Annotated in this window: 19 protein-coding genes and 1 tRNA gene; 15 read left to right on the top strand and 5 right to left on the bottom strand. The window is 68.3% G+C overall.

Annotated features, from left to right (window positions below):
* The first annotated feature begins 83 nt into the window (after positions 1-83).
* The 8 genes from ACLIVD_RS10455 (at position 84) to ACLIVD_RS10420 (ending at position 6523) form a co-directional block, all read left to right on the top strand.
* A tRNA-Gln gene (locus tag ACLIVD_RS10455) sits at positions 84-154 on the top strand.
* Positions 155-229: 75 nt separating this feature from the next.
* A complete protein-coding gene (glmU, locus tag ACLIVD_RS10450) occupies positions 230-1732 on the top strand; it encodes a bifunctional UDP-N-acetylglucosamine diphosphorylase/glucosamine-1-phosphate N-acetyltransferase GlmU (RefSeq protein ID WP_283331460.1) in 1503 nt (500 codons plus the stop codon).
* A complete protein-coding gene (locus ACLIVD_RS10445; protein ID WP_005255561.1) occupies positions 1729-2709 on the top strand; it encodes a ribose-phosphate diphosphokinase in 981 nt (326 codons plus the stop codon). The genes glmU and ACLIVD_RS10445 overlap by 4 nt, the downstream gene beginning before the upstream one ends.
* Before the next feature lie 70 nt (positions 2710-2779).
* Positions 2780-3415, top strand: coding sequence for a DUF2461 domain-containing protein (locus tag ACLIVD_RS10440; RefSeq protein ID WP_317568132.1), 636 nt, complete (start codon positions 2780-2782; stop codon positions 3413-3415).
* A gap of 264 nt (positions 3416-3679) precedes the next feature.
* A complete protein-coding gene (locus tag ACLIVD_RS10435) occupies positions 3680-4243 on the top strand; it encodes a hypothetical protein (RefSeq protein ID WP_283331461.1) in 564 nt (187 codons plus the stop codon).
* A 25-nt stretch (positions 4244-4268) separates the two neighbouring features.
* Positions 4269-4673 carry a hypothetical protein gene (locus tag ACLIVD_RS10430; RefSeq protein WP_241961809.1) on the top strand — a complete coding sequence of 135 codons (405 nt, stop codon included), beginning with the start codon at positions 4269-4271 and terminating at the stop codon, positions 4671-4673.
* A 54-nt stretch (positions 4674-4727) separates the two neighbouring features.
* The gene (locus tag ACLIVD_RS10425; protein ID WP_283354511.1) at positions 4728-5948 is read left to right on the top strand and encodes a cytochrome P450; all 1221 of its coding nucleotides are present in this window, start codon (positions 4728-4730) and stop codon (positions 5946-5948) included.
* Complete coding sequence (locus ACLIVD_RS10420) at positions 5945-6523, top strand: TetR/AcrR family transcriptional regulator (protein WP_491932430.1); 579 nt, start codon at positions 5945-5947, stop codon at positions 6521-6523. The genes ACLIVD_RS10425 and ACLIVD_RS10420 overlap by 4 nt, the downstream gene beginning before the upstream one ends.
* A gap of 89 nt (positions 6524-6612) precedes the next feature.
* Here ACLIVD_RS10420 and ACLIVD_RS10415 read toward each other — a convergent pair whose 3' ends face one another.
* Positions 6613-8103: an APC family permease gene (locus tag ACLIVD_RS10415; RefSeq protein ID WP_491932429.1), complete on the bottom strand. Its 1491-nt coding sequence runs from the start codon at positions 8101-8103 to the stop codon at positions 6613-6615.
* A gap of 241 nt (positions 8104-8344) precedes the next feature.
* Between ACLIVD_RS10415 and ACLIVD_RS10410 the strand changes: the two genes are divergently transcribed.
* The 6 genes from ACLIVD_RS10410 (at position 8345) to ACLIVD_RS10385 (ending at position 16346) form a co-directional block, all read left to right on the top strand.
* Positions 8345-10408, top strand: coding sequence for an acetate--CoA ligase family protein (locus ACLIVD_RS10410; RefSeq protein WP_317568135.1), 2064 nt, complete (start codon positions 8345-8347; stop codon positions 10406-10408).
* A 34-nt stretch (positions 10409-10442) separates the two neighbouring features.
* Entirely contained in the window at positions 10443-11273 is an 831-nt protein-coding gene (locus ACLIVD_RS10405) for an SDR family oxidoreductase (RefSeq protein WP_491932428.1), read from the top strand.
* Positions 11270-12703, top strand: coding sequence for an aldehyde dehydrogenase family protein (locus ACLIVD_RS10400; RefSeq protein WP_491932427.1), 1434 nt, complete (start codon positions 11270-11272; stop codon positions 12701-12703). Before ACLIVD_RS10405 ends, ACLIVD_RS10400 begins: the two co-directional genes overlap by 4 nt.
* Positions 12704-12768: 65 nt before the next feature.
* Positions 12769-13929 (top strand): acyl-CoA dehydrogenase family protein, encoded by a 1161-nt coding sequence (locus tag ACLIVD_RS10395; protein ID WP_128639358.1) that lies wholly within the window; start codon positions 12769-12771, stop codon positions 13927-13929.
* 102 nt (positions 13930-14031) lie between these two features.
* Positions 14032-15633: a thiamine pyrophosphate-binding protein gene (locus tag ACLIVD_RS10390; protein WP_491932425.1), complete on the top strand. Its 1602-nt coding sequence runs from the start codon at positions 14032-14034 to the stop codon at positions 15631-15633.
* Positions 15634-15710: 77 nt separating this feature from the next.
* Positions 15711-16346 carry a TetR/AcrR family transcriptional regulator gene (locus ACLIVD_RS10385; RefSeq protein WP_105413268.1) on the top strand — a complete coding sequence of 212 codons (636 nt, stop codon included), beginning with the start codon at positions 15711-15713 and terminating at the stop codon, positions 16344-16346.
* A gap of 3 nt (positions 16347-16349) precedes the next feature.
* On the opposite strand, the gene ACLIVD_RS10380 is transcribed toward ACLIVD_RS10385, so the two are convergent.
* From ACLIVD_RS10380 to ACLIVD_RS10370, 3 genes are read right to left on the bottom strand one after another with little or no spacing between them, the layout of a single operon-like run.
* The gene (locus ACLIVD_RS10380) at positions 16350-18314 is read right to left on the bottom strand and encodes an oxidoreductase (protein ID WP_491932424.1); all 1965 of its coding nucleotides are present in this window, start codon (positions 18312-18314) and stop codon (positions 16350-16352) included.
* 5 nt (positions 18315-18319) lie between these two features.
* Complete coding sequence (locus ACLIVD_RS10375; protein WP_280781610.1) at positions 18320-19810, bottom strand: cytosine permease; 1491 nt, start codon at positions 19808-19810, stop codon at positions 18320-18322.
* A complete protein-coding gene (locus ACLIVD_RS10370) occupies positions 19810-19971 on the bottom strand; it encodes a hypothetical protein (RefSeq protein ID WP_491932423.1) in 162 nt (53 codons plus the stop codon). The genes ACLIVD_RS10375 and ACLIVD_RS10370 overlap by 1 nt, the downstream gene beginning before the upstream one ends.
* Before the next feature lie 129 nt (positions 19972-20100).
* Between ACLIVD_RS10370 and ACLIVD_RS10365 the strand changes: the two genes are divergently transcribed.
* Positions 20101-21501 carry a flavin monoamine oxidase family protein gene (locus tag ACLIVD_RS10365; RefSeq protein ID WP_418342257.1) on the top strand — a complete coding sequence of 467 codons (1401 nt, stop codon included), beginning with the start codon at positions 20101-20103 and terminating at the stop codon, positions 21499-21501.
* Positions 21502-21586: 85 nt separating this feature from the next.
* Here ACLIVD_RS10365 and ACLIVD_RS10360 read toward each other — a convergent pair whose 3' ends face one another.
* Complete coding sequence (locus ACLIVD_RS10360) at positions 21587-22069, bottom strand: hypothetical protein (protein ID WP_283331472.1); 483 nt, start codon at positions 22067-22069, stop codon at positions 21587-21589.
* Positions 22070-22144 lie beyond the last annotated feature (75 nt).

Genomic DNA, 22144 nt, shown 5'->3' with positions numbered 1-22144 from the left:
TTCCGCAGCGGTTCGACGGGCGGCGGGTCGGCATGCGAGGATTCTCTCGCGCAAACGGGCGTGACACCCCGTGTGTGTGGCAATCCGCCGTAGTGTAATGGCAGCACCTCTGATTTTGGTTCAGATAGTTCAGGTTCGAGTCCTGGCGGCGGAGCGGAGCCTGCGGAGCGAATTCCTGCAGGTGGAGCTGTCGAGAACAGCAAGAGCAGAACGACCCAGAGGGAGCTTCATGCCAGTGCAGACCGCCGTGGTCGTCCTCGCCGCCGGCGCGGGAACTCGGATGCGGTCGAAGACCCCCAAGGTGTTGCACGCACTGGGCGGACGCACGATGCTGGCGCATTCCCTGCACGCCGCCGCGGAGATCGATCCGACGCACCTCGTCACCGTCGTCGGGCACGACAAGGAACGCGTCGGGGTCGCCGTCAGCGCCCTCGAGACCGAACTTGGCCGCCCGATCGCGGTCGCCGTCCAGGAAGAGCAGAACGGCACCGGGCACGCCGTCGAGTGCGGCCTGTCCGCTCTGCCCGCCGACTTCCGCGGGACCGTGCTGGTCACCGCCGCGGACGTCCCGCTCCTCGACGGCCACACCCTGCACGCTCTCGTCGACGAGCACCGCAGCGAACCCACCCCCGCGGCGGTCACGGTCCTGACGTTCACCGCTCCCGAGCCCCGCGGCTACGGGCGGATCGTGCGCCAACCCCACGACGGTGAGATCGCCGAGATCGTGGAAGAGGCCGACGCCACCGAGGAGCAGGCGGCCATCACCGAGGTCAACGCCGGCGTGTACGCGTTCGACGCCGAGTTCCTGCGCTCCGCGCTCGGGCAGCTCAATGCGAACAACGCGCAGGGCGAGCTGTACCTGACCGACGTCGTCAAGATCGCCCGCGAGGCCGGCGCACCCGTCTTCGCAGCCCACCTGTCCGACTCCGCGAAGGTCGCAGGCGCCAACGATCGCGTCCAGCTGTCGAAGCTGGCCGCCGAACTCAACCGCCGCACCGTCGAGAACTGGATGCGGGCCGGAGTCACCGTCGTCGATCCGTCGACCACCTGGATCGACGTCGGCGTCACGCTCGCTCGCGACGTCACCATCCATCCGGGAGTGCAACTGCTCGGCACCACCGCCGTCGGCGAGGACGCCGTGATCGGTCCCGACACCACCCTCACCGACGTGACGGTCGGCGAAGGCGCCAGCGTGGTGCGCACCCACGGCTCGGAATCGACGATCGGCGCAGGCGCCACCGTCGGCCCGTTCTCCTACCTACGTCCCGGCACCGTCCTCGGTGCGTCCGGCAAGCTCGGCGCATTCGTCGAGACGAAGAACGCCGACATCGGGGCGCACTCCAAAGTTCCTCACCTGACCTACGTGGGCGACGCCACGATCGGCGAGCACAGCAACATCGGTGCGTCGAGCGTGTTCGTCAATTACGACGGCGTCGCCAAGAGCCGTACGGTGGTGGGGTCACACGTCCGGACCGGGTCGGACACCATGTTCGTCGCTCCGGTACAGGTCGGTGACGGTGCTTACACCGGCGCCGGCACGGTGCTGCGTTTCGACGTACCACCGGGGGCACTCGCGGTCTCCGGCGGGAAGCAGCGCAATATTGACGGCTGGGTGCAACGAAATCGGCCCGGTACCGCCGCCGCCGAGGCGGCAGCCGCCGCGGGACTGCACCACAGTTCAGATCTGCACGAAACCGAGAAGCAAGATTTAAAGGATGGCATAGAGCAGTGACCGCGAATTGGATCGACAACCAGAAGAACCTCATGCTTTTTTCTGGTCGCGCGCATCCGGAGCTGGCCGAACAGGTAGCGAAGGAACTCGACGTGCGGGTCACCCCGCAGACTGCCCGTGACTTCGCGAACGGCGAGATCTTCGTCCGTTTCGAGGAGTCGGTCCGCGGCTCCGACGCCTTCGTGCTGCAGAGCCACCCGGCCCCGCTGAACACGTGGGTGATGGAACAGCTGATCATGATCGACGCACTCAAGCGCGGATCGGCCAAGCGCATCACCGCGGTCCTGCCGTTCTACCCGTACGCACGCCAGGACAAGAAGCACCGCGGCCGTGAGCCCATCTCGGCTCGCCTGATCGCCGACCTCCTCAAGACGGCAGGCGCCGACCGCATCATCACGGTCGACCTCCACACCGACCAGATCCAGGGCTTCTTCGACGGCCCCGTCGACCACATGCACGCCCAGGGTCAGCTCGCCGAGTACATCCGCGGCAACTACGGCACCGAGAACATCGCCGTCGTCTCCCCCGACTCCGGTCGCGTCCGGGTCGCCGAGAAGTGGGCCGACACCCTCGGTGGCGCGCCGCTGGCATTCATCCACAAGACACGCGACCCGCTGGTGCCCAACCAGGTGAAGTCCAACCGCGTCGTCGGTGACGTCGAAGGCCACACCTGCATCCTGATCGACGACATGATCGACACCGGTGGAACCATCGCCGGCGCCGTGAAGATCCTCAAGGAGGCCGGCGCGGGCGACGTGATCATCGCCGCCACCCACGGTGTCCTGTCCGATCCGGCGGCCGAGCGTCTCGCCGCGTGTGGTGCCAAGGAAGTCATCGTCACCAACACCCTCCCGATCGACGAGTCGAAGAAGTTCCCGACCCTCACGGTTCTGTCCATCGCGCCGCTGCTGGCTCGCACCATCAAGGAAGTTTTCGAGAACGGCTCGGTCACGTCGCTGTTCAACGGCAACGCCTAGGCGCTTCGCACCCGTGCGCCTTTTTGGTAGCTGAAGCGACCAGAAAGGCGCACGGGCGTAGCCTTTCCCTGTGTTCACCGGGATCCCCACCGCTGCTCTCGACTTCTACGAGGACCTCGAGGCAGACAACAGTAAGAGCTTCTGGACCGCGCACAAATCCGTCTATGACGACTCCGTGCGCGCACCCATGACCGCCCTGCTCGCGGAACTCGAATCGGAGTTCGGCGCGGGCAAGGTGTTTCGCCCCTACCGCGACGTCCGGTTCTCGAAGGACAAGACGCCTTACAAGACCCATCAGGGTGGATTCGTCGAAACTCGCCCCGGCGTGGGCTACTACGTGCAGATCGATGCCGCCGGGCTGTTCGTGGCGGGTGGCTTCTACTCGCATACCCCGCTGCAGGTCGGGCGTTTCCGTGACGCCGTCGACGACGACCGCAAGGGCCGCGAACTCGTCCGGCTCGTGAAGAAGGTCCGGTCGGCGGGATTCGAGATCGGCGGCGACACACTCAAGACCCGTCCTCGCGGCGTCGCCGAGGACCACCCGCGACTCGACTTGATGCGTCACAAGTCGCTCACGGCCAGCCGGAGCTACCTCTCCCCCGACTGGATCGAAACTCCCCGCGCCGCTGACGAAGTGCGCACCGCCTGGCGTTCGATGCGGCCGCTCGTGGAGTGGCTGACCACCGTCATCGGTGCCGGAGAATGAAACTTACCGGTCGGGAAAACAGGTGTGGCACACAGCGTTTGCGGAGCAGTTTGCGCGCCTCGGCATGATCTTCGTCACGCTCGGCCGCAGAACCGCAGGTCGTACTTACGGCGATGTGACTCGCACGCCCGAATTCCCCTACTGTGGCTCGTCGTGATCGACGCGCAGACTCTCTCCGGCCCTATCGATATCGCTGCAATTCGAAACGTCCGGCGTTGGTCGCCGGGGGCGTGCGTGTGGTGCGGAGACGACAACGCCGTCGAGATGTTCCGTAACGAACCTCGCTGTGGCACTTGCCGCGAGAAGGAATCGGTCATCGACGAGGCCCGCCGCTTCCTGGGCATGTACGGTCTGCGTCCGCTCGGCGGAACGTTGCAGTCGGACGACGACGAGGAGCGTGAGCACCGGGTCAACGCCCGCGACGCCCGCCGCGAACTCAACGAGATGAAGCTCGCGGAACTCCCGGACCCGGCCGCGGTGCGCAAGGCCCTTCGTCCCCGGGCGGCCAGTGTGGTGTCGGAGCCGCGCAGCACCGCTCATTCCGGAACGTCGTCGGCCGCCGCGTCGACCCGCCCGAGTGCGTCCCGCACGTCGGCCACCCCGCCGGTGGCACCGGTGCGCACCGATGTCGTCGACGTCGCCGCACTCGAATCGCGTGTCACGGGCTTGCTGGATCAGCTCTCGGCCATCGACGCCCAGATGAACCTGATCGGTGAGCCCGCCGGCCTCGCCGCGCGTGCTCGAATCAGCGACCTCGAGAAGCAGCGCGCCACCGTGCTCCGCACCCTCGCGGCTCTGGAGAAGGCCCGGATCGCAGCCGGCCAGTAGGCCATACTTTTCGGGCAGCAGCCGGGTGATACTCTCGCCCTTCATGCAGCCCGCCTCCTCACCCACCGCGCTCGTCATCGACGCGAAGAAGCCGCCGATGGGCCCGATGCTGGTGACCCCCAATGCCCGCATCAATGGCCATCCCGTGCCGCTTCGGTGGGGACACAACGAAATTCCGGCACCGCCGGGCGTGCACCACATCCAGATCTCGGTCCCGTGGATCTGGGAGCAGGGCAGGGCGCAGATCACCGTCGACAACCGGTACCACCCGGCTCCCCCGGTGTACTACGCGTCGCCGTTCAGCAGTTTCAGCAAGGGCGCCATCGACCATCGGCCGGTGAAGAATCCCGGGCTGCTCGGGTTGCTGCTCATCCTCACCCCGGTACTCGTGCTGGTCCTCGCTGTCGTGGCGTTCGCCCTGTTCGGCTAGATAGGTCACAGCCGCACCATTGACACAATGGGCAATGTGTCTCACCATCGATACATGACCGCACATGTGTCGAGCGTCTCGTTCGTGCCGAGGTCCGGACAGTCGTGGCGCGCCCCGTGGCCGATGTACGCAGGCCTGCGCGACCACGACCCCGTCCATCACGTCGTCCCCGAGGGCGCACCCGGCGACGACTACTGGGTGTTATCCCGGCACGCCGACGTCTACGCGGCGGCCAGGGACGCCGAGACCTTCTCCTCCGCAGCCGGCCTCACCACGACATACGGCGAGCTGGAGAAGATCGGCCTGCAGGACAATCCGCCGCTGGTGATGCTCGACCCGCCCGACCACACCGCGTTCCGCCGTCAAGTGTCGAAGGGATTCACCCCTCGGCAGGTCACCGCCGTCGAGCCGGACGTCCGGGCGTTCGTGGTGGAGCGCATCGAACGACTGCGGGAGGCAGGTGAGGGCGATGTGGTGAAGGAACTGTTCAAGCCGCTGCCGAGCATGGTCGTCGCCCACTACCTCGGTGTCCCCGACGAGGACCGGGCGCAGTTCGACGGGTGGACCGAGGCCATCGTCGCGGCCAATGCGCAGGGCGACACGCTGCAGGCGACGGGTGCGGTCACCGAACTGATGGGCTACTTCACCGGACTGATCGAGCGGCGGCGCACCGACCCCGGAGACGACACGATCTCGCACCTCGTCGCGGGCGGGATGGGAGCCGACGGCGACATCACCGGCCTGCTCTCCATCCTCGGTTTCGCGTTCACGATGGTCACCGGCGGCAACGACACCACCACCGGGATGCTCGGCGGCGCAGTCCAGTTGCTCACCGAACACCGGGATCAGCGCCGCGATCTGATCGAACATCCGGAGCTCGTCGGCGAAGCCGTCGAAGAATTGCTCCGGCTCACCGCCCCCGTCCAGGGCCTCGCCCGCACGGTGACCCGCGACGTCGAGATCGACGGCACCGTCGTTCCCGAGGGACGGAAGGTACTCCTGCTGTACGGCTCCGCGAACCGCGATCCGCGCCGGTTCGGACCGGATTCCGAGGTCCTGGACGTGCGTCGCAGTCCGAAGCAGATCCTCACGTTCAGCCACGGGGCCCACCACTGCCTGGGTGCGGCCGCGGCACGGATGCAGGCGCGGATCGCGCTCGAGGAACTGCTGGCCCGGTGCCCCGACTTCACCGTCGACATCGACGCCGTCGTCTACGCGGACGGCAATTACGTGCGCCGCCCGACGAGCGTTCCGTTCCGGGTGCGCGAAGCATGACCGCCGACTGGATGCGGGACGAGCGCCCCCGCCTCGCCGCCGAGCGAATCCTCGACGTCGCGGCCCAGCTGTACGTCGAGAACGGCATCGCCGCCGTCGGTATGGCCGAGGTCGCCCGGGCGGCCGGATGTTCCCGGGCCACGCTGTACCGCTACTTCGACAGCAGGCAGTCGTTGCAGCTGGCGTTCGTTCACCGCGAGGCCCGGCGCATCGGCGCGCTGGTCGCGGAGGAGGTGTCCGCGGCCGGCGACCCGAAGGACGTGATCGTGGAGGCGATGCTGGCCGCGATCCGGCTGGTGCGCGCCGACCCGATTCTGGCCGCCTGGTTCCAGCTCGGCGACTCCGGCCTCGCCGCGCAGATCGCGCACTCGTCGGACGTCATCGAATCGCTGGGCACCGCCTTCCTGGGGCAGGCGGGGTTCTCCGGAGAGGAGACGTCCCGGAAGGCACGGTGGCTCGTCCGGATCATCGTCTCTCTGCTCACCGTCCCGGGCGCCGACGACACCGACGAACGCACGATGCTCGAGCAGTTCGTCGCGCCGGCACTCGCCGAGCACGACTCCGGACGCGCCTGACACCTGCCACCGCCCGGACGAACGGGACGCTCGTTCGATCTGGCACAACGAGCGTCCCGTTCGTCCGGGGAAGGTCCGGGGAAGCAACGTCAGCGCACCGCGCCCGCGTGCTCGTCGGCATCGACCTCGAGAGTCGTCTTCCGGTCGGACTCACCGATCCGCGCGAAGACGAGCGGCTTGCGGAGCCGCAGGTAGCAGTACAGGGCGATGTAGCCGAGCACGGTCGCGAAGAAGATCCACGCGACCACACCTCGCGCTCCGGACGGGAACGGGTTGAAGCTGTACCAGTACACGAGCACGGACCCGATCGCGGCGAGGACGGTCGCCAGTCCGATACCCAGGCGCAGCGACCGCGACCGGATCGCGCAGTAGCCGGCCGCCAGTGCTGTGAGTCCGTAGGCGGCGATCAGCATGTAGCCGGCGTACGTCCCGAGCAGGCCGTACGACGTCTCCGCCGCGGTCACCACCACGCCGAGGAGCCCGGCCACCAGGTAGATGACGCCGAGGGTGGTCACCGCACCGACGGGAGTTCCGTGGCGGGCGCTGACCTTGCCGAGGCGAGCGGGCAGCAGACCGTCGCGGGCCAGGGTGTACACGGTCCGGCTGGTGCCTGCCATGACTCCGAGAGTGGATCCGAAGAAGCTGATGGCGACACCGATGTCGATCAGGTAGCCGAGCCATCCGACGCCGTTGTGCTCGGCCAGGGTGTCGAGGGGTGCGTTCATGTTGTCGATCGGCAACCCGCGGAAGCCGAGCACGATGATGTAGGTGGCGACGATGTAGAGCACCCCGCAGGCCAGGACCGACCCGACGACGGCGAAGCTGATGGCCCGCTTGGGATGACGCGCCTCCCGACCCAAGGTGGCGGCGTGGTCGAATCCGGCGAGGGAGAACACGGAGAAGCCCGCGGTCGCGAGTATCGCTGTGGCACTGAAGCCGTGGAAGTCGAACTGCCTGCTGTCGATCGCACCGGTGTCCGAATTCGCGAGGACCACGATCAGGAGCACGACGATCACTGCCACCGTGAAGAATTCGATCACCAGCAGCAGCTTCGCGGACAGCTTCACTTCACGAAGGTTCAGGGCGGTCACCGCGACCGCGACGGCCCCGGCGCAGATGCCGAGCGTCCACGTGCTCGCGAGTAGACCCACCTTCTGGAGGAATGCGTCGAGGTAGATCGCCGAACCGATCACGCACGCGGGTCCCGCGACGAGTGACGACGCGAGGTGGGTGACCATGACGAAGAATCCGGCCGGTTTGCCCGCCGCGCGAGCCGCGAGTCCGTACGTTCCGCCGGTGGTGGTGAAGCGTTTGGCCAGCCAGCCGATGCCCCCGGCGAACCCGAGGACCAGCACCGAGGTCACGGCCCAGGTGATCCAGCTGAGGTTGCCGGCGATCGTGACGACGACACCGATCGCGAGGGCAAGCGTGGACGCGGGTGCCAGAATGCCGAGCGATACGCCGAACACTGCCCACGTCGGGAGGATTCCGCGCGGCAGCTGACCGTCCTCGGCGTCGGTGCTTCCCGCCGAGGACATCATCGTGTCCTCCGTGGTCGATCCATCGTGCACAGTCTTCATGAACGCTCCTCGCGGATGACAGGACAGAGGGTGTCGGATAGTTGGCTGGTGGGCCAGTTATGAATCATCGTGAGGGCGATCACACTCGATGTCAAGAGCGCATCGCCTCCCGAGCGGCACCCGCCGCGACAGCGACGAGTGGGTTGACAGCCCCTGTGAGTGCCGCCACAATCTAAATTGACTGATGCGCCAGTTATCTATTTTCCGATCGACAGCACCACGAGATCGAGGAGAGTCCCCTATGACCACTGTGGTGGCCGAGTCCGTCACACAACTGAGCCTGTTCTCCGACCCCGCCTCGGTGGCCGTCGTCGGCGCCTCCGCCGATCCCGCGAAGTGGGGTTACTGGCTGGCGAGTGGCGCCCTGACCGGCGAGCACCGCCGCCGAGTCCATCTGGTCAACAGGAGAACCGACACCCTGCTCGAACGCCAGTGCCACCCGAGCCTGTCGGCCCTCCCCGAGGTCCCCGACCTGGTCGCTCTCTGTGTGCCTGCGCCGTTCGTCTCGGACGTAGTGGACGAGGCCCTCGCACTCGGCGTCCGCGGGTTCCTCGGCATCACCGCAGGCGTTCCCGGCGAAACCGAACTCGCGGCCCGGATCCGAAGTGCCGGAGCACGACTCGTCGGCACCAACAGTCTCGGCATCTACGACAGCGCCACCGACCTCTCGCTGGCGTGGGGACGGTTCACACCGGGGCCGCTCGCGATCATCTCGCAGAGCGGGCAGCTCGGCTCCGAACTCGCCGCGCTCGGCGCCCGGCACGGCGTGGGCGTCTCCCGGTTCGTCTCCATCGGTAACCAGTCCGACGTCACCGCCGCCGAACTGCTCGCCGATCTCGGCGGCCACGACCCGACGCGCGTGATCGCCCTGTACCTCGAAAGCTTCAGCGACGGTGAATCCCTGTTCCGGACGTTGCGCGCCCTGCGCGACACCGGACGACCGACCCTGCTGCTGACGGTCGGCGCCAGCGCCGCGAGCACGCGTCTGGCGCGCTCCCACACGGGCTCGCTCACCTCTGCCCTGGATGTCGTCGACGCCGCGTGCCGCGCAGCGGGAGTGCTCCGCGTGAGCACCCCCGACGAGTTGATCACCGTCGCCCGGGCATTCCTCTCCACCACCGTTCCCGCCGGCAACCGCGTCGCCATCGTCGGCGACAGCGGCGGGCAGTGCGCGATCGCCGCGGACGTGACGAGCGCGAGCGCCTTGACCGTTCCCGACTTCTCCCCCGCGCTCGCCGAATCCGTTGCCCTGCAACTACCGAACGGTGCGGCCAGCAACAACCCGGTGGACCTCGCCGGGGCGGGCGAGCAGGATCTGGGAAGTTACGCGAGCGTCGTCGAACATCTCCTCCGTGCCGACGAGTCGGACGCCGTGGTGCTCACCGGGTATTTCGGCTGCTACGCGCGGGACGCGCCCACTCTCGCCGAACACGAAGCGGCCGTGGCCGAACGGATCGGCCGGGCGTCCGCGGAGACCGGCAAACCCGTCGTCGTCCACACCATGGCTCCGGAATCGAGCACCGCACAGGCGTTGTGGCGGCACGGCGTCCCCGTGTTCGACACGGTCGACTCCGCGGTCCGCGCCCTGTCCGGGCTGTCCCGCCTGCAACCGCCGCAACCGTCGAATCACGTCCTCTCCTGGCCCGTTCCACGGGGCGGACTCCGGCCCGGATACTGGGCCGCGCGTGAACTCCTCACCGAACTCGGTGTCGCTTTCCCCGACGGCGGCATCGTGCACACCCGCGAGGAGGCGATCGAAGTGGCCGGCCGTCTGCGGGCCCCGTTCGTCCTCAAGGCGAGTTGGCTCGAGCACAAGAGCGAGGCGGGCGGCGTCGCGGTCGGCATCGACGGACCCGAACAACTGGCGCGCACCTTCGCGAACATGCACTCACGACTCGGCGACGGCGACTACGTGCTCGAGGAGCAGGACACCCGGGCGGGCACCGTGGAGATCCTGGTCGGCGCGCGCCGTGATCCCGACCTCGGTCCGGTGATCGTGGTGGGCGCCGGCGGCACCGAAACCGAAGTGCTCCAAGACATCTGTCTCGAATCGGCCCCCGTCGGACCTGGCGATGCCCTCGCGATGCTCGAACGCCTCCGCTGCATGCCGCTTCTCCGCGGGTGGCGGGGACGCCCCGCGGTGTCCGTCGACGGCGTGGTCGACGTGATCACGCGGGTGTCCCGGTTGATCGCGGAACGGTCCGACATCGCCGAGATCGAATTGAATCCGGTCCGCGTCGCCCCGGACGGAGCGCTCACCGTCGACGCGCTCGTCGTGGCCGCCGAACCGGCCCCAGCCCCGTGAACCCGCATCCCGAGACAGCACAGGAGAACATGCGATGACCGAGACCCACTCCCCCGGCCTCGTCCCGAACACCGCCGACGAATTCCAGGACCGCGTCGCCGTCGTCACGGGTGGCGGCTCCGGAATCGGACGCGCCGTCGCGATGCGGTGGGCGGCCGCGGGCGGCACCGTCGTCGTCTTCGGCCGCAGGCAGAACGCGCTCGAGGACACCGTCCGGGCGGCCGAGCAGATCGGCGGGAAAGCCCGGGCCGTGGTGTGCGACGTGCGGGATTCCGACGCCGTGGACGCCGCAATCGACGGAGTGGTCGATCGCTACGGCCGCCTCGACGCGCTCGTCAACAACGCCGCAGGCAACTTCGTGGTTCCCAGCGAGGACCTCTCGCCGGGCGGGTGGAAGGCCGTCGTGGACATCGTCCTGAACGGCACGTTCTACTGCACCCGCGCGGCGGGCCGCCACATGCTGGCGACCGGTCGCGGCACCATCCTCAACACCATCGCCAGCTACGCGTGGCACGGTCATCCCGGCACCGTCCACAGTGCGGCAGCCAAGGCGGGTGTCGTCGCGATGACGCGCACGCTGGCCGTGGAATGGGGCGGACGGGGCGTCCGGATCAACTGCATCGCACCGGGACCGACCGAAACCGAGGGAGCCGGGGCGGCCCTGTGGCCCACCGAGCAGGATCGCGCCCGAGTGCTGTCGAGTGTCCCGGCTGCTCGCTTCACGACGCCGGAGGAAGTCGCCGAATCCGCGGCCTTCCTGCTCAGCGACCGCTCCGGCTACGTCACCGGCGAGGTCCTCGTCACCGACGGCGGCCAATGGCTCGGCAAGTCCGTGTACACGGACTCGCGAGCGGCGGCCCGATGACCACCACGATTCACACCACGTGGGACCGCAACTCGATCCTCGTCGGCGGGGACTGGATTCCCGTCACCGACTGCACGCAGGTGCACGACCCGGCCACCGAGTCCGTGATCGGCCGGTCGGCGTCGGCCGGTGCCGACCACGTCGACGCGGCCGTCTCGGCGGCACGTTCCGCCGGAACAGCGTGGGGTGCACGCGCTCCCGGGGATCGCGCCGACATCCTCGACGACCTGTGCACCCACCTGCGTGCGCGGAGGCAGCTCCTCCTCGACACCACCGTCGCGGAAGTGGGAGCCCCGGTGACCGTGGCCGAGGAAGCGCACATCGACCTCGGTATCGAGATCCTCACATCGTATGCGCGGCTCGCCAGGGACCTTCCCTTCCGGGAACGGCTGGGCCGGACGCTGCTGTTGCGCCGCCCCGCGGGTGTCGTCGCGTGCATCACGCCGTGGAACTACCCCTTCTACCAGCTCGCGGCCAAGGTGGGAGCGGCTCTCGCGGCGGGATGCACCACCGTCGTCAAGCCGGCCGAACTCACCCCACTGTCCACCTACCTTTTCGCCGACGCCGCACTCGATGCCGGCGTTCCGCCCGGGGTTCTGAACCTGGTTCCGGGCAGCGGTCGAACGGTGGGGGCCGCGCTGGCCGCGCATCCCGGGGTCGATGTGGTGTCCTTCACCGGCTCCACCGCCGTCGGCAGGGACGTCGCGCACGCCGCCGCCGAATCCCTGAAACGCGCGTGCCTCGAACTCGGCGGCAAGTCGGCCTCCGTGGTGCTCGGCGATGCCCCACTGCCGGCGGCGGTCACCGCGACCGTCGACGCCGCCATGCTCAACTCGGGTCAGACGTGCAGCGCGTGGACTCGTCTGCTCGTGCCGCGCACACGGTACGAGGAGGCGGTCGAACTCGCCGCCGTTCACGCCCGCACGTTGCGGGTGGGTGATCCCCGGGATCGCGCGACGCAACTCGGCCCGGTGATCTCGGCTGCGCAGCGACGATCGATCGCGGAGGCGGTCGACGCGGCGGTCGCCGGCGGGGCCCGTCTGGCAGCGGGAGGTTCCGGTGTGCCCGCAGGCCTCGAAACGGGCCACTACCTGCGGCCGACCGTGCTCGCCGACGTCGGACCGCACGACCCGATCGTGCGCAACGAGATCTTCGGGCCGGTGCTGGTCGTCCTCCCGCACGACGGCGACGAGGACGCGATCCGGCTCGCCAACGACAGCGACTACGGGCTCGGCGGCGCCGTGTGGTCGGCCGACCCGGAACGGGCCCTGGGCGTCGCGGCCCGGATGGACACCGGTCAGGTCGACATCAACGGCGCCCCGTTCAACCCCGAGGCCCCGTTCGGCGGCTGGAAGTCCTCCGGCCTGGGCCGGGAGCTCGGCCGGTTCGGCGTCGAGGAGTTCACCGAGCTGACGGCGGTGCAGCGCTGACCCGACGCACCCCACACCCCAGTCCCACACAGACACAACCGTATTCGAAGCGAAGGAACCGCGATATGACCACCACCAACATCCCCGCCTGGCCCCTGACCGACGAGCAGAAGCAGATCATCGAGCTGTGCCGGGACTTCGCGCAGAAGGAGATCCGGCCCCGCGGCCGGGAGGTCGACGAGGCGGATGTCGTGACGCCCGTCGACATCTTCGCCAAGGCCGCCGCGGTGGGCATCACCGACTTCATGATCCCCGAGGAGTTCGGCGGAGGCGGAATGGGCGACGTCTTCACCCAGTGCCTGGTGCAGGAGGAACTGTGCTGGGGTGACCCCGGCATCGGAAACCTCGTGTGCTCCAACGGCTTCTTCTCCGATCCGATCATGGTGCTCGGCACCGAGGAGCAGAAGAAGCAGTGGCTCGGCCCCCTCACCGGTCCGAACGCTCCGATGACCTCGCTGGCCACCACCGAACCGGGATCCGGCTCGGATGCGGCGTCGATCGTCACCACGGCCGAGCGTGTCGACGGCGGCTACCGGCTAAGCGGGCAGAAGGCGTGGATCTCCAACGCCGGCGCCGCCCAATTCTACGTCGTGTTCGCCAAGACCGACCGCACGCAGCGGTCCGGTGGCGTCTCCGCGTTCCTCCTCGAGAAGGGCGCCGAGGGAATGACCTTCGGTGAGCCGATGAAGAAGATGGGACAGCGCGCGATCGTGTGCCGGGAGATCTTCTTCGACAACGTGTTCGTCCCCGAGGAGAATCGTCTCGGCGAGGAAGGACAGGGTTTCTACGGTCTGATGGGCACATTCGACATCTCCCGGGTCGTGCTCGGGGCGGCCGCCGTCGGCGCCGCCCGGGCCGCCTACGAGTACGCCCTCGACTACGCCAAGACACGGAAGCAGTTCGGGGTGCCGATCATCGAGCATCAGGCCGTCGCGTTCCGGCTGGCAGACATGGCGACGCGGATCGAATCCGCCCGGCTGCTCGTCCATCACGCCGCCCGCATCATCGACAGCGGCGGCAACGCCCGGGGCATCGCCGCCATGGCGAAACTGACCGCGTCCGAAACCGCCATGTTCGTCACGCACGCCGCGGTACAGACGCTCGGCGGTTGGGGCTATTCCCGCGAGTACCCCGTCGAGCAGTGGATGCGCGACGTGAAACTGGAGGAGATCGAGGAAGGCACGTCCGACATCATGAAGCTCGTCATTTCCCGGAACCTGGACTGAGCCGCGCGGGTGCGGGACGCGGAGACGCCTTCGCCCCGCACCCGCCCGGGTACCCGCGCACCATCCGCACACGAACACTGCACAGCCCATGGGAGGGCATCGATGACAAGCCAGAACGGCGGCCAGGCACTCGTCGCGGCTCTCGCCGCACACGGAGTCGACACGGTCTTCGGAATTCCGGGCACCCACAACCTCGCCGTCTACGCCGCCTTGGCCGACTCGCCGATCCGCTCCGTCCTGACCCGGCACGAGCAGGGAGCCGGCTACGCCGCCGACGGATATGCCCGCGTGACGGGCAAACCCGGCGTGTGCCTGACCACCACCGGCCCCGCCATCCTCAATGCCGCTGCCGCAGCGGCGCAGGCGTGGTCGGATTCGGTCCCGGTTCTCTTCATCTCACCGGCCCTGCCACTCACCCACCCGGGGAGGGGAAACGGCTACCTCCACGAGGTGAAGAATCAGCAGGCCGCGCTCGAGGCGATCGTGTCCTACAGCCACCGGGTCACCAGTGTCGCCGAGATCCCCCGCGCAATCACCTACGCCTTCGCCGCCATGAGCTCCGGCAGACCGCGACCGGTGCACATCGAGATCCCCGTCGACATCCTCGACGCGGAAGGCGACGTCCGGATCGTGGCACCGGTCCAGTCCGCTCCGCTCGCCGCTCCCCAGCACGCGGTGACCGACGCGGCACAGCGTCTCGCCGCCGCACAGTCTCCCGTGCTGGTCGTGGGCGGCGGGGCCCGCTCGGCGGCGCCGCAGGTCCGCGCCCTCGCCGAACGTCTGTCCGCTCCCGTGGTCACGACGACCAACGGGAAGGGAGTCCTCGACGACGACCACCCACTGTCGGTGGGAGCCGGCGTTCACCATCCGTCGGTCCGCGCCGTGCTCGAGGCCGCCGACTGCGTTCTCGCGATCGGGACGGAGTTCGCACCCTCCGATTTCTGGTACGGCCCGGTCGAACTGGACCACAAGCTGATTCGCATCGACGTCGACCCGACGTCGATGACCACGAACGCCGATCCCGCCATCCGCCTGCTGGGCGATGCCGGGACCACGGTGTCGCAACTGCTCGACGTCACGAAGATGCGGGAGGATCCCGGCGCCTGCGAGCGGGCCGCGTCGCTCCGACGGGGACTGCGTGCCGATGCCGCCGCCGAGGGCGCTCCGTGGCTGGACATGATGACCGCCATCGCACCGGTCGTCGACGAATCCACGGTGATCGCCGGGGACAGCACGATGGCCTGCTATTACGGTGCGCTGTCGAACCTCACCGTGCACCGCCCCGGCGGATTCCTGTACCCGACGGGACAGGGGACGCTGGGATACGGTCTGCCCGCGGCGATCGGCGCGTCCGTCGCCGACCCGGACGCGCGGGTCCTGGCGATCCTCGGCGACGGCGGGGTGATGTTCACCCTTCCCGAGCTCGCGACCGCGGCGCAGCTTCGATTGCCGCTGCCCATCGTCGTCGTCGACAACGGCGGTTACGGCGAGATCCGCAACGAGATGGCGGACCGCGGCGACACCGTCCACTCGGTAGCCCTCGGCGGCATCGACTTCCCCGCCGTGGCGCGGGCGATGGGATGTCACGGACGAGCCGTCGAGTCCCCCGCGGCGCTGACGGACGCGATCACGGCGGCGTTCGACGCGGATCGTCCGACCCTCCTGCACATCCGTGAGAACAGCAGGGCAACGCAGCAGGGGTGACGGCTACGCTGGTTCGGCCGAACTCTCGACTACGGTCTCTGTAGACGAGACGTCACATCCTAGGAGTTGAGAGCGCGATGCCACGCCCCAGCGTTGAAGCGGAACGTCGAGAACAGATCCTTCAAGCGACGTGTGAAGCCATCGCCGAGCTCGGCTTCCGCGCCGTCCGGATCGCCGACGTCGCGACACGGGCCGGGGTGAGCAACGGGACGATCCACTACTACTTCGATTCCAAGGATGCGCTGCTGCATGCGGCGTTCCAGTTCAACTTCGAGCACTCGCTGGAACGACGGCGATGGATCATGGAGAAGAGCGACGTCCCGCTCGTGCGGCTCCACCGGCTCGTGGAGTCGTACCTGCCCGCCGGGCCGGAGACGATCACGGCCTGGCGGGTGTGGGTGGAGCTGTGGGCGTCCGCGCTCGGCAACGTCGAACTCCAGGAGCTCAACGACACCGTGTACGGAGAGTGGCGCGGGGTGGTCCGGGAGACCGTCGAGGCCGGTGTCGAGCAGGGCGCTCTGCGGGTGAAGGATCCCGGGGCCGCCACCGACATGCTCCTCGGCCTTCTCGACGGCCTCGCGATCCAGGTGCTCACCGGTTCCACCCTGATGACTCCGACGCGGATGCGGGCGGTGTGCGACGACTTCATCGACGCCATCACCGTCGACAAGCACCGGGTCGCGTCGACCGCCCGCAAACGCACCGCCAAGTAACCGTCAGAGCGCCGATGCGACGGTGAGCCCTTCCAGCACAGCTTCTTCCACGGTGCGTGGCGACAGGCAGTCACCGACGGCATGGATCCGCTCCCGCGGGAACCCGTCGACCTCCAGCAGATCGGTGACCGACGCATGTCCCTGGGCGAGAACGACTGCGCTGACGCCGTCGACCAGCACGGGCCGTTCGGTGAGCGTGTGCTGCAGATAGGCCGTGTCGTCGTCCGCGCCGCGCAAGCGGACGTTGGGAAGGATCTCGACCTTCGCCTCCACCGCCGCGGCCACCATCGCGTTCCGCACGTACTGCTGGAGGTGTTCGCCCGCAGCGTATCCGGTGACCGCGAGTGTGACGCGGTGGCCGAGCCGGGCGAGGTGGTTCGCGACACCCAGCCCGATCCAGTCGCCGCGCCAATCGGCGACGAGGACCCTGCCGGCGGGGAGTGTGCGCCCGCGGATCACGTCCCACGCCTCCACCATATGGGGCTCGTCGAGCGTCTCGATCCCGGGGCGGAACGGCCTCGCACCGGTCGCGACGATCAGCTCGTCGGGTTGTTCCGACCTGACCAGTCCGGGGTCGACCGTCGTCCCGGTCACGAACCGCACACCCGCCCGGCGTGCCTCCCCCTCCAGGTTGGTGACGGCGCCACCGAACTCGCTCCTGCCCGGCAGCAGTTCGGCCAGCAGCACCTGGCCTCCCACCCGGGGCGCCGCCTCGTACAGGGTCACCCGGTGCCCACGCTCCGCGGCCACCGCGGCCGCTTTCAGCCCACCTGGTCCGCCGCCGATCACCATGACGCTCTTCGGCCGGCGTGTGATCTGCAGAGTTCCGAAACGCACTTCGCGGCCGGTCTCCGGATGCTGGATGCACGAGATCGCGCACCCTCGCTGGAAATGCCCCATGCACGCCTGATTGCAGCCGATGCACGCGCGAATCGAATCGACTTCGCTGCGTTCGGCTTTCGCGGGCATCGCGGGGTCGCAGATGAGGGCGCGGGTCATCGCGCACGCGTCGGCCTGCCCCTGCGCGATCACCGTGTCTCCCTCGTGCGGTTGATTGATCCTTCCCGCCACGATCACCGGAACCCGGACCACCGATTTGACGGCCGCGGCCAGCGGAGCGGTGTAGGCGGCGGACTCGGTCATCGGGGCGGCGATGTGCACCGCGCCCGACAGACTCGACGAACTCCCGGCGCACACACTGACGTAATCGAGCAGTCCGTCCGCGTCCAGCGACGCGCACACCGCCTGGGATTCGTCCGGCCGCAGTCCGTCGTTGCCCATCTCGTCGCCGGAAATCCTCATCCCGACCACGAAGTCGCGGCCGACCGCCGCACGGACGGCCGCGAGTGCGGCGCGGAGGAATCGCTGGCGATTCTCCGCCGACCCGCCGTACTCGTCCGTGCGGAGGTTGGTGCGGGGGTTGAGGAACTGTGCCGGTAGATAGCCGTGGCTCGCGACGATCTCGACGCCGTCGAGTCCGGCGCGCTGTAGTCTCCGTGCAGCGTCGCCGTACCCCCGCACGACCGCGTCGATCTCGCCCGCCGTCATCGCTCTCGGCATCACGTGGAAGCGTTCGCTCGGCACGGCGGACGGTGCCAGCGCGACGGGAGTGGACCCGTCCTGCGACTCCAGGATCTCCCGGCCGGGATGGAAGATCTGCCCGACGACGACACACTCGTGGCGGTGACAGACGTCGGCGATGCGGCGGTACCCAGGGATGCAGTCGTCGTCCGTCGCCATCAGCACGTGGGATGTGTAGCGGGCGGTCTCGTGAACGCCTGCGACCTGGACCACGATCATGCCGACACCACCGGCGGCGCGGGCTTCGTGGTAGGCGACCAGTTCGTCGGTCACCTTCCCCTGTTGCACGAGAACGGTGTCGTGCCCGGAAGACACGATGCGGTTCGCGAGCGTCACGTTCCCGATGCGGAGCGGGGAGAACAGGTGGGGAAAGAGCTGTGACGTCATATCTTTCACCTTTCGACGCCCGCGGCGACGCGCGGCCGGCGGTCGTAGCCGCCGAGTCCGAGCGGCTGCACGAACGTCTTGGTCAACACGACATGGAGCGTGCCGGCGACGAGGAACGCCGGAATCGAGGCGGTGGTGTACGGAAAGAGCGAGGACGGAATGTAGGTGACCGGATTGAGCAGCAGAGCGTACGTCGCCGCGCCGGCCGCCACGGAGGCGAACGCGAAGGCGTTCACACCACCCCAGTACCCGTAGCAGGAGCGCGCACTGGGCAGGTACAGGTCGCGAATCCGCAGGACACCCCGGCGCAACAGGAAGAAGTCGACTATCTGCACGGCGCACAGCGGCGCCACGAGAATCGCACCCCAGGACAGGAATCGACCGTAGTTGTCGTAGACGGCCGAGGGGAAGAAGACGAGGATCGCAGCGGGTCCGAGGATGAATGCCACCAGCACCGGCCAGGGCGTGCCGCGGAGCAGCTTCCCGCCACCGCCCTTGAGCGCCACCATGGAGGCGTACCCCTGGGAGAGGATGGCGGTGACGTTGGCGAAACCGATGACGATCAGGGCCAGGACGCCCAGCACGACTCCGGCGAGCGGGATCATCCACTCCGTCGGATCTTCGAGGTTCAGCGCCAGCGCCGCGAAGACACCGACGACCGCCGCGGCCACGGACGCGGCGAAGAGTCCGAGCCAGTTCGGCCAGAACGCCGCACGCGGACCCCGGGTGAGCCGCGCCAGGTTTCCGACGTTCGGCCACCACGCGAACCCGCCGGCGATGTTCAGTTCGATCGCGACCATGAAACTGGTGTGCGGGTCGCTCTCCGGGTCGAGCGGCGGGAGACTGGCCAGTTCGGACCAGGATCGCTTGGTGAACACCATGACCAGGATCCCGACGATGATGAGCACGAGGACGGGTGCGATCACCCGGCACACCGACTCGACCGAGACCGGCCCCCGGGCGAGGACGAGCCAGGACAGGACCACCGCCACCAGCCCCAACAGGCTCACTGCCGCACCGGTCTGGGAGATCTCGACCCCGAAGACGTTGTCGATGACGTTCACCAGGCCGTGCCCGAACATGATGGCCAGAACGGCCGACCACGCCGCCGCGAAGAGCGTGGACATCACGACCATCACGATTCGGGCGCCGTTGCTGCCGAATACGCTGCGCAGGCCGACGAACTGCTCGATGCCGTACTTCGCCGACGGCAGGCACGGCGCGAGCGACACGAGGAAGACGCTGATCGCGTAGCCGATGACGATGCTCGCGATCGCCTGTACCGCGCCGACGTAGTACGCGACGGCGGCGCCCTGCAGAAACGCCCAGGTCGCCACGGCCAAGCCGATGTTGACCGCCGAGTAGTCCCAGAAGCCCCAGATCCGCTCCGCCGGCAACAACGGCAGTTCGTTCATCGTGGCGTCCGTGCCGTCGTCGCCGGTCCCGCCTGTACTTCCCAGTTCCGTGGTGCGGTCCTGCCGCTGCCCGTCCAGCATCAGTACGCCCACCAGAGCATGACGGTGATCGTGGCGACGATCGCGACGATCGCCGCCGCGACGTCCCGCCACGGAAGGTCGGGCAGGATCATCCCGCCGCCGTCGGGGGATTCCAGGAGGAGCAATCGCCTCTCGAGTTCCTGTTCGAATGCGTCGTCCACGCGATCCCCATTTCTGATTGGCGGGCCAGTTATCAATAGTCTGTGGCACGGGTCACAGCGTGTCAACCCTCGAATCCTCCCGCAGGAAACCAGAATTGAGTATTGACTGGCGAGCCAATCAAGAACAGGATGCTGGTCATGACGAACACGAAGGATCACCCGACTGCCCTACCGGCCCACGTTCGGACCGTCGTGGTCGGCGCGGGGTACGCAGGCCTGTCCGCCGCACTCTCGCTGCACGACGACGGCATCGACACCGTGATTCTCGAGGGTTCCGGCCGAGTCGGCGGGAGGGTGTGCTCCGAACGGCGAAGGGACGGTGTCGTCGTCGACCACGGCGGGCAATGGGTCGGCCCCACCCAGAAGCATCTGCTCGCCCTCGCCGAACGCTTCGACCGCCCGACCTTCCCCACGTACAACACGGGCGAGCACATCGAGCTGTGGCCCGACGGTGCACAGCGGCGCTACACCGGCGCCGGTCCCGACGACGGCCCCGGCATGGACGAATACCTGGCTGCCGCCGACCGCATCGACGAACTCGCGAGGACCATCGACCTCGACGACCCCACGGCCACTCCGGACATCGAGAAGTGGGACAGCGAGACCGTCCACTCCTACGTCGAGCGGACCGTCGCGAACGAAGACGCCCGTCGGCGACTCGCGCTCGCCGTCGAGGGGGTGTGGTCGATCGAGCCGCGCGATCTGTCGCTGTTCCATCTGCTGTTCTACGTCGCATCGGCCGGCGGATTCGACCAGCTGATGGAAACCGAGGGCTGCGCGCAGGAGCGCCGATTCCGGGACGGAGCACAGTCGACGGCGCTGGCTGTCGCAGAGTATCTCGGCGACCGGGTCCACGTGAATACGGCGGTGCGTCACGTCGAGCACACCACCGACGGCGTGCGGATCGAGACCACCCGGGGAACGATTCTCGCCGACACCGTCGTCATTGCACTGCCACCGTCGGCCACCCAGCGAGTCACGTTCACTCCCCCGCTGCCGGTCTCGCGCACCCGATGGGTCGAACGCAGCCCGATGGGCGACGTAGCCAAGGTGCACGCCGTCTTCGACACCCCGTTCTGGCGTGCCGACGGACTGTCCGGCCAGGCCACGATCTACGGCGACCGCGCCGTCGGCGTCGTGTTCGACAACTCCCCCGAAGATGCCGGACACGGTGTGCTCGTGTGCTTTGTCTACGGCGACCGCCAGCGGTCCTGGTCGGCGCTCTCCGACGACGACCGCCGGACCGCGATCATCGACACTCTCGTCGAACTCTTCGGCGACCGCGCCGCGTCACCGGTCGACTACACCGAGAAGATCTGGCCGCAGGACCAGTGGGCGCGAGGCGGATATGCGGCGAGTCCCACCCCCGGAACGTGGTTCGCTCACGGGCACGACGGCTGGCGCGCTCCCGCGGACCGCATCCACTGGGCGGGCTCGGAGACCGCGAGCATCTGGAACGGCTACATCGACGGCGCAATCTCCTCCGGGGCGCGTGCTGCCGAGGAGATCCGGAAGCAACTGTCCCACTGAACCAACGGGACGCTCGTTCGATCTGGCGCAACGAGCGTCCCGTTCGTGCGGAGGGCGGAGCAGCGGCGGGGAGCCCCGAGGACGCTCAGGGGACGAAGAAGTACCCCAGGCCCGGAACGATCGTCGCCGAGGATTCGCCGAGGACGGTCGCCGTCACGTGCCCCGACCCTGTGGGCACGTCGACGACCGGTTCTCTGCCGGGCACTCCGAAACTGCCCGACGGAACGGTCACCGTTCCGGTTGCCCCCGTGCTGAGATTGAGCCACCGCACCGTGGTGGCGGAGGTGTACGTCGTGCAGTTCGCTCCCGGGGTGAACGCCGGGCACATGCTCGTCGCCGACAGCCGCGCGACGCCCGGTCCCGGACTCGCGCCGGTGGAGGCGGCAAGCGACACCGTCGCGAAGGGAAACGGATCACCGATGACCCCGGTGAACGGGATCTGGAACGCCGTCGTGGTCACCGACACCGGATCCGGTACGGCGGCGGCGATGCCGGCGGACGCTGTGGTGAGCGCCACCGCTGCGGCGCAGGTGCCGACGATCGTGCCGAGACTGTGCCTCGTTGCCATGGTCAACCCTTCGTCACGTCGTGGAATCATGTTCCGGCTCTTCGACTGTATCGATCGACCACGTCGCGCGTGCGC

This window comes from Rhodococcus sp. G6(2025), assembly GCF_058628105.1.
This window is presented reverse-complemented; position numbering and strand designations above follow the sequence as displayed.

Coding starts and splice junctions, on each gene's coding strand:
- glmU (WP_283331460.1), top strand. CDS start 230: ATGCCAGTGCAGACCGCCGTGGTCGTCCTCGCCGCCGGCGCGGGAACT.
- ACLIVD_RS10435 (WP_283331461.1), top strand. CDS start 3,680: ATGTTCCGTAACGAACCTCGCTGTGGCACTTGCCGCGAGAAGGAATCG.
- ACLIVD_RS10425 (WP_283354511.1), top strand. CDS start 4,728: ATGACCGCACATGTGTCGAGCGTCTCGTTCGTGCCGAGGTCCGGACAG.
- ACLIVD_RS10420 (WP_491932430.1), top strand. CDS start 5,945: ATGACCGCCGACTGGATGCGGGACGAGCGCCCCCGCCTCGCCGCCGAG.
- ACLIVD_RS10415 (WP_491932429.1), bottom strand. CDS start 8,103: ATGAAGACTGTGCACGATGGATCGACCACGGAGGACACGATGATGTCC.
- ACLIVD_RS10410 (WP_317568135.1), top strand. CDS start 8,345: ATGACCACTGTGGTGGCCGAGTCCGTCACACAACTGAGCCTGTTCTCC.
- ACLIVD_RS10405 (WP_491932428.1), top strand. CDS start 10,443: ATGACCGAGACCCACTCCCCCGGCCTCGTCCCGAACACCGCCGACGAA.
- ACLIVD_RS10400 (WP_491932427.1), top strand. CDS start 11,270: ATGACCACCACGATTCACACCACGTGGGACCGCAACTCGATCCTCGTC.
- ACLIVD_RS10395 (WP_128639358.1), top strand. CDS start 12,769: ATGACCACCACCAACATCCCCGCCTGGCCCCTGACCGACGAGCAGAAG.
- ACLIVD_RS10390 (WP_491932425.1), top strand. CDS start 14,032: ATGACAAGCCAGAACGGCGGCCAGGCACTCGTCGCGGCTCTCGCCGCA.
- ACLIVD_RS10385 (WP_105413268.1), top strand. CDS start 15,711: ATGCCACGCCCCAGCGTTGAAGCGGAACGTCGAGAACAGATCCTTCAA.
- ACLIVD_RS10380 (WP_491932424.1), bottom strand. CDS start 18,314: ATGACGTCACAGCTCTTTCCCCACCTGTTCTCCCCGCTCCGCATCGGG.
- ACLIVD_RS10375 (WP_280781610.1), bottom strand. CDS start 19,810: ATGCTGGACGGGCAGCGGCAGGACCGCACCACGGAACTGGGAAGTACA.
- ACLIVD_RS10365 (WP_418342257.1), top strand. CDS start 20,101: ATGCTGGTCATGACGAACACGAAGGATCACCCGACTGCCCTACCGGCC.
- ACLIVD_RS10360 (WP_283331472.1), bottom strand. CDS start 22,069: ATGGCAACGAGGCACAGTCTCGGCACGATCGTCGGCACCTGCGCCGCA.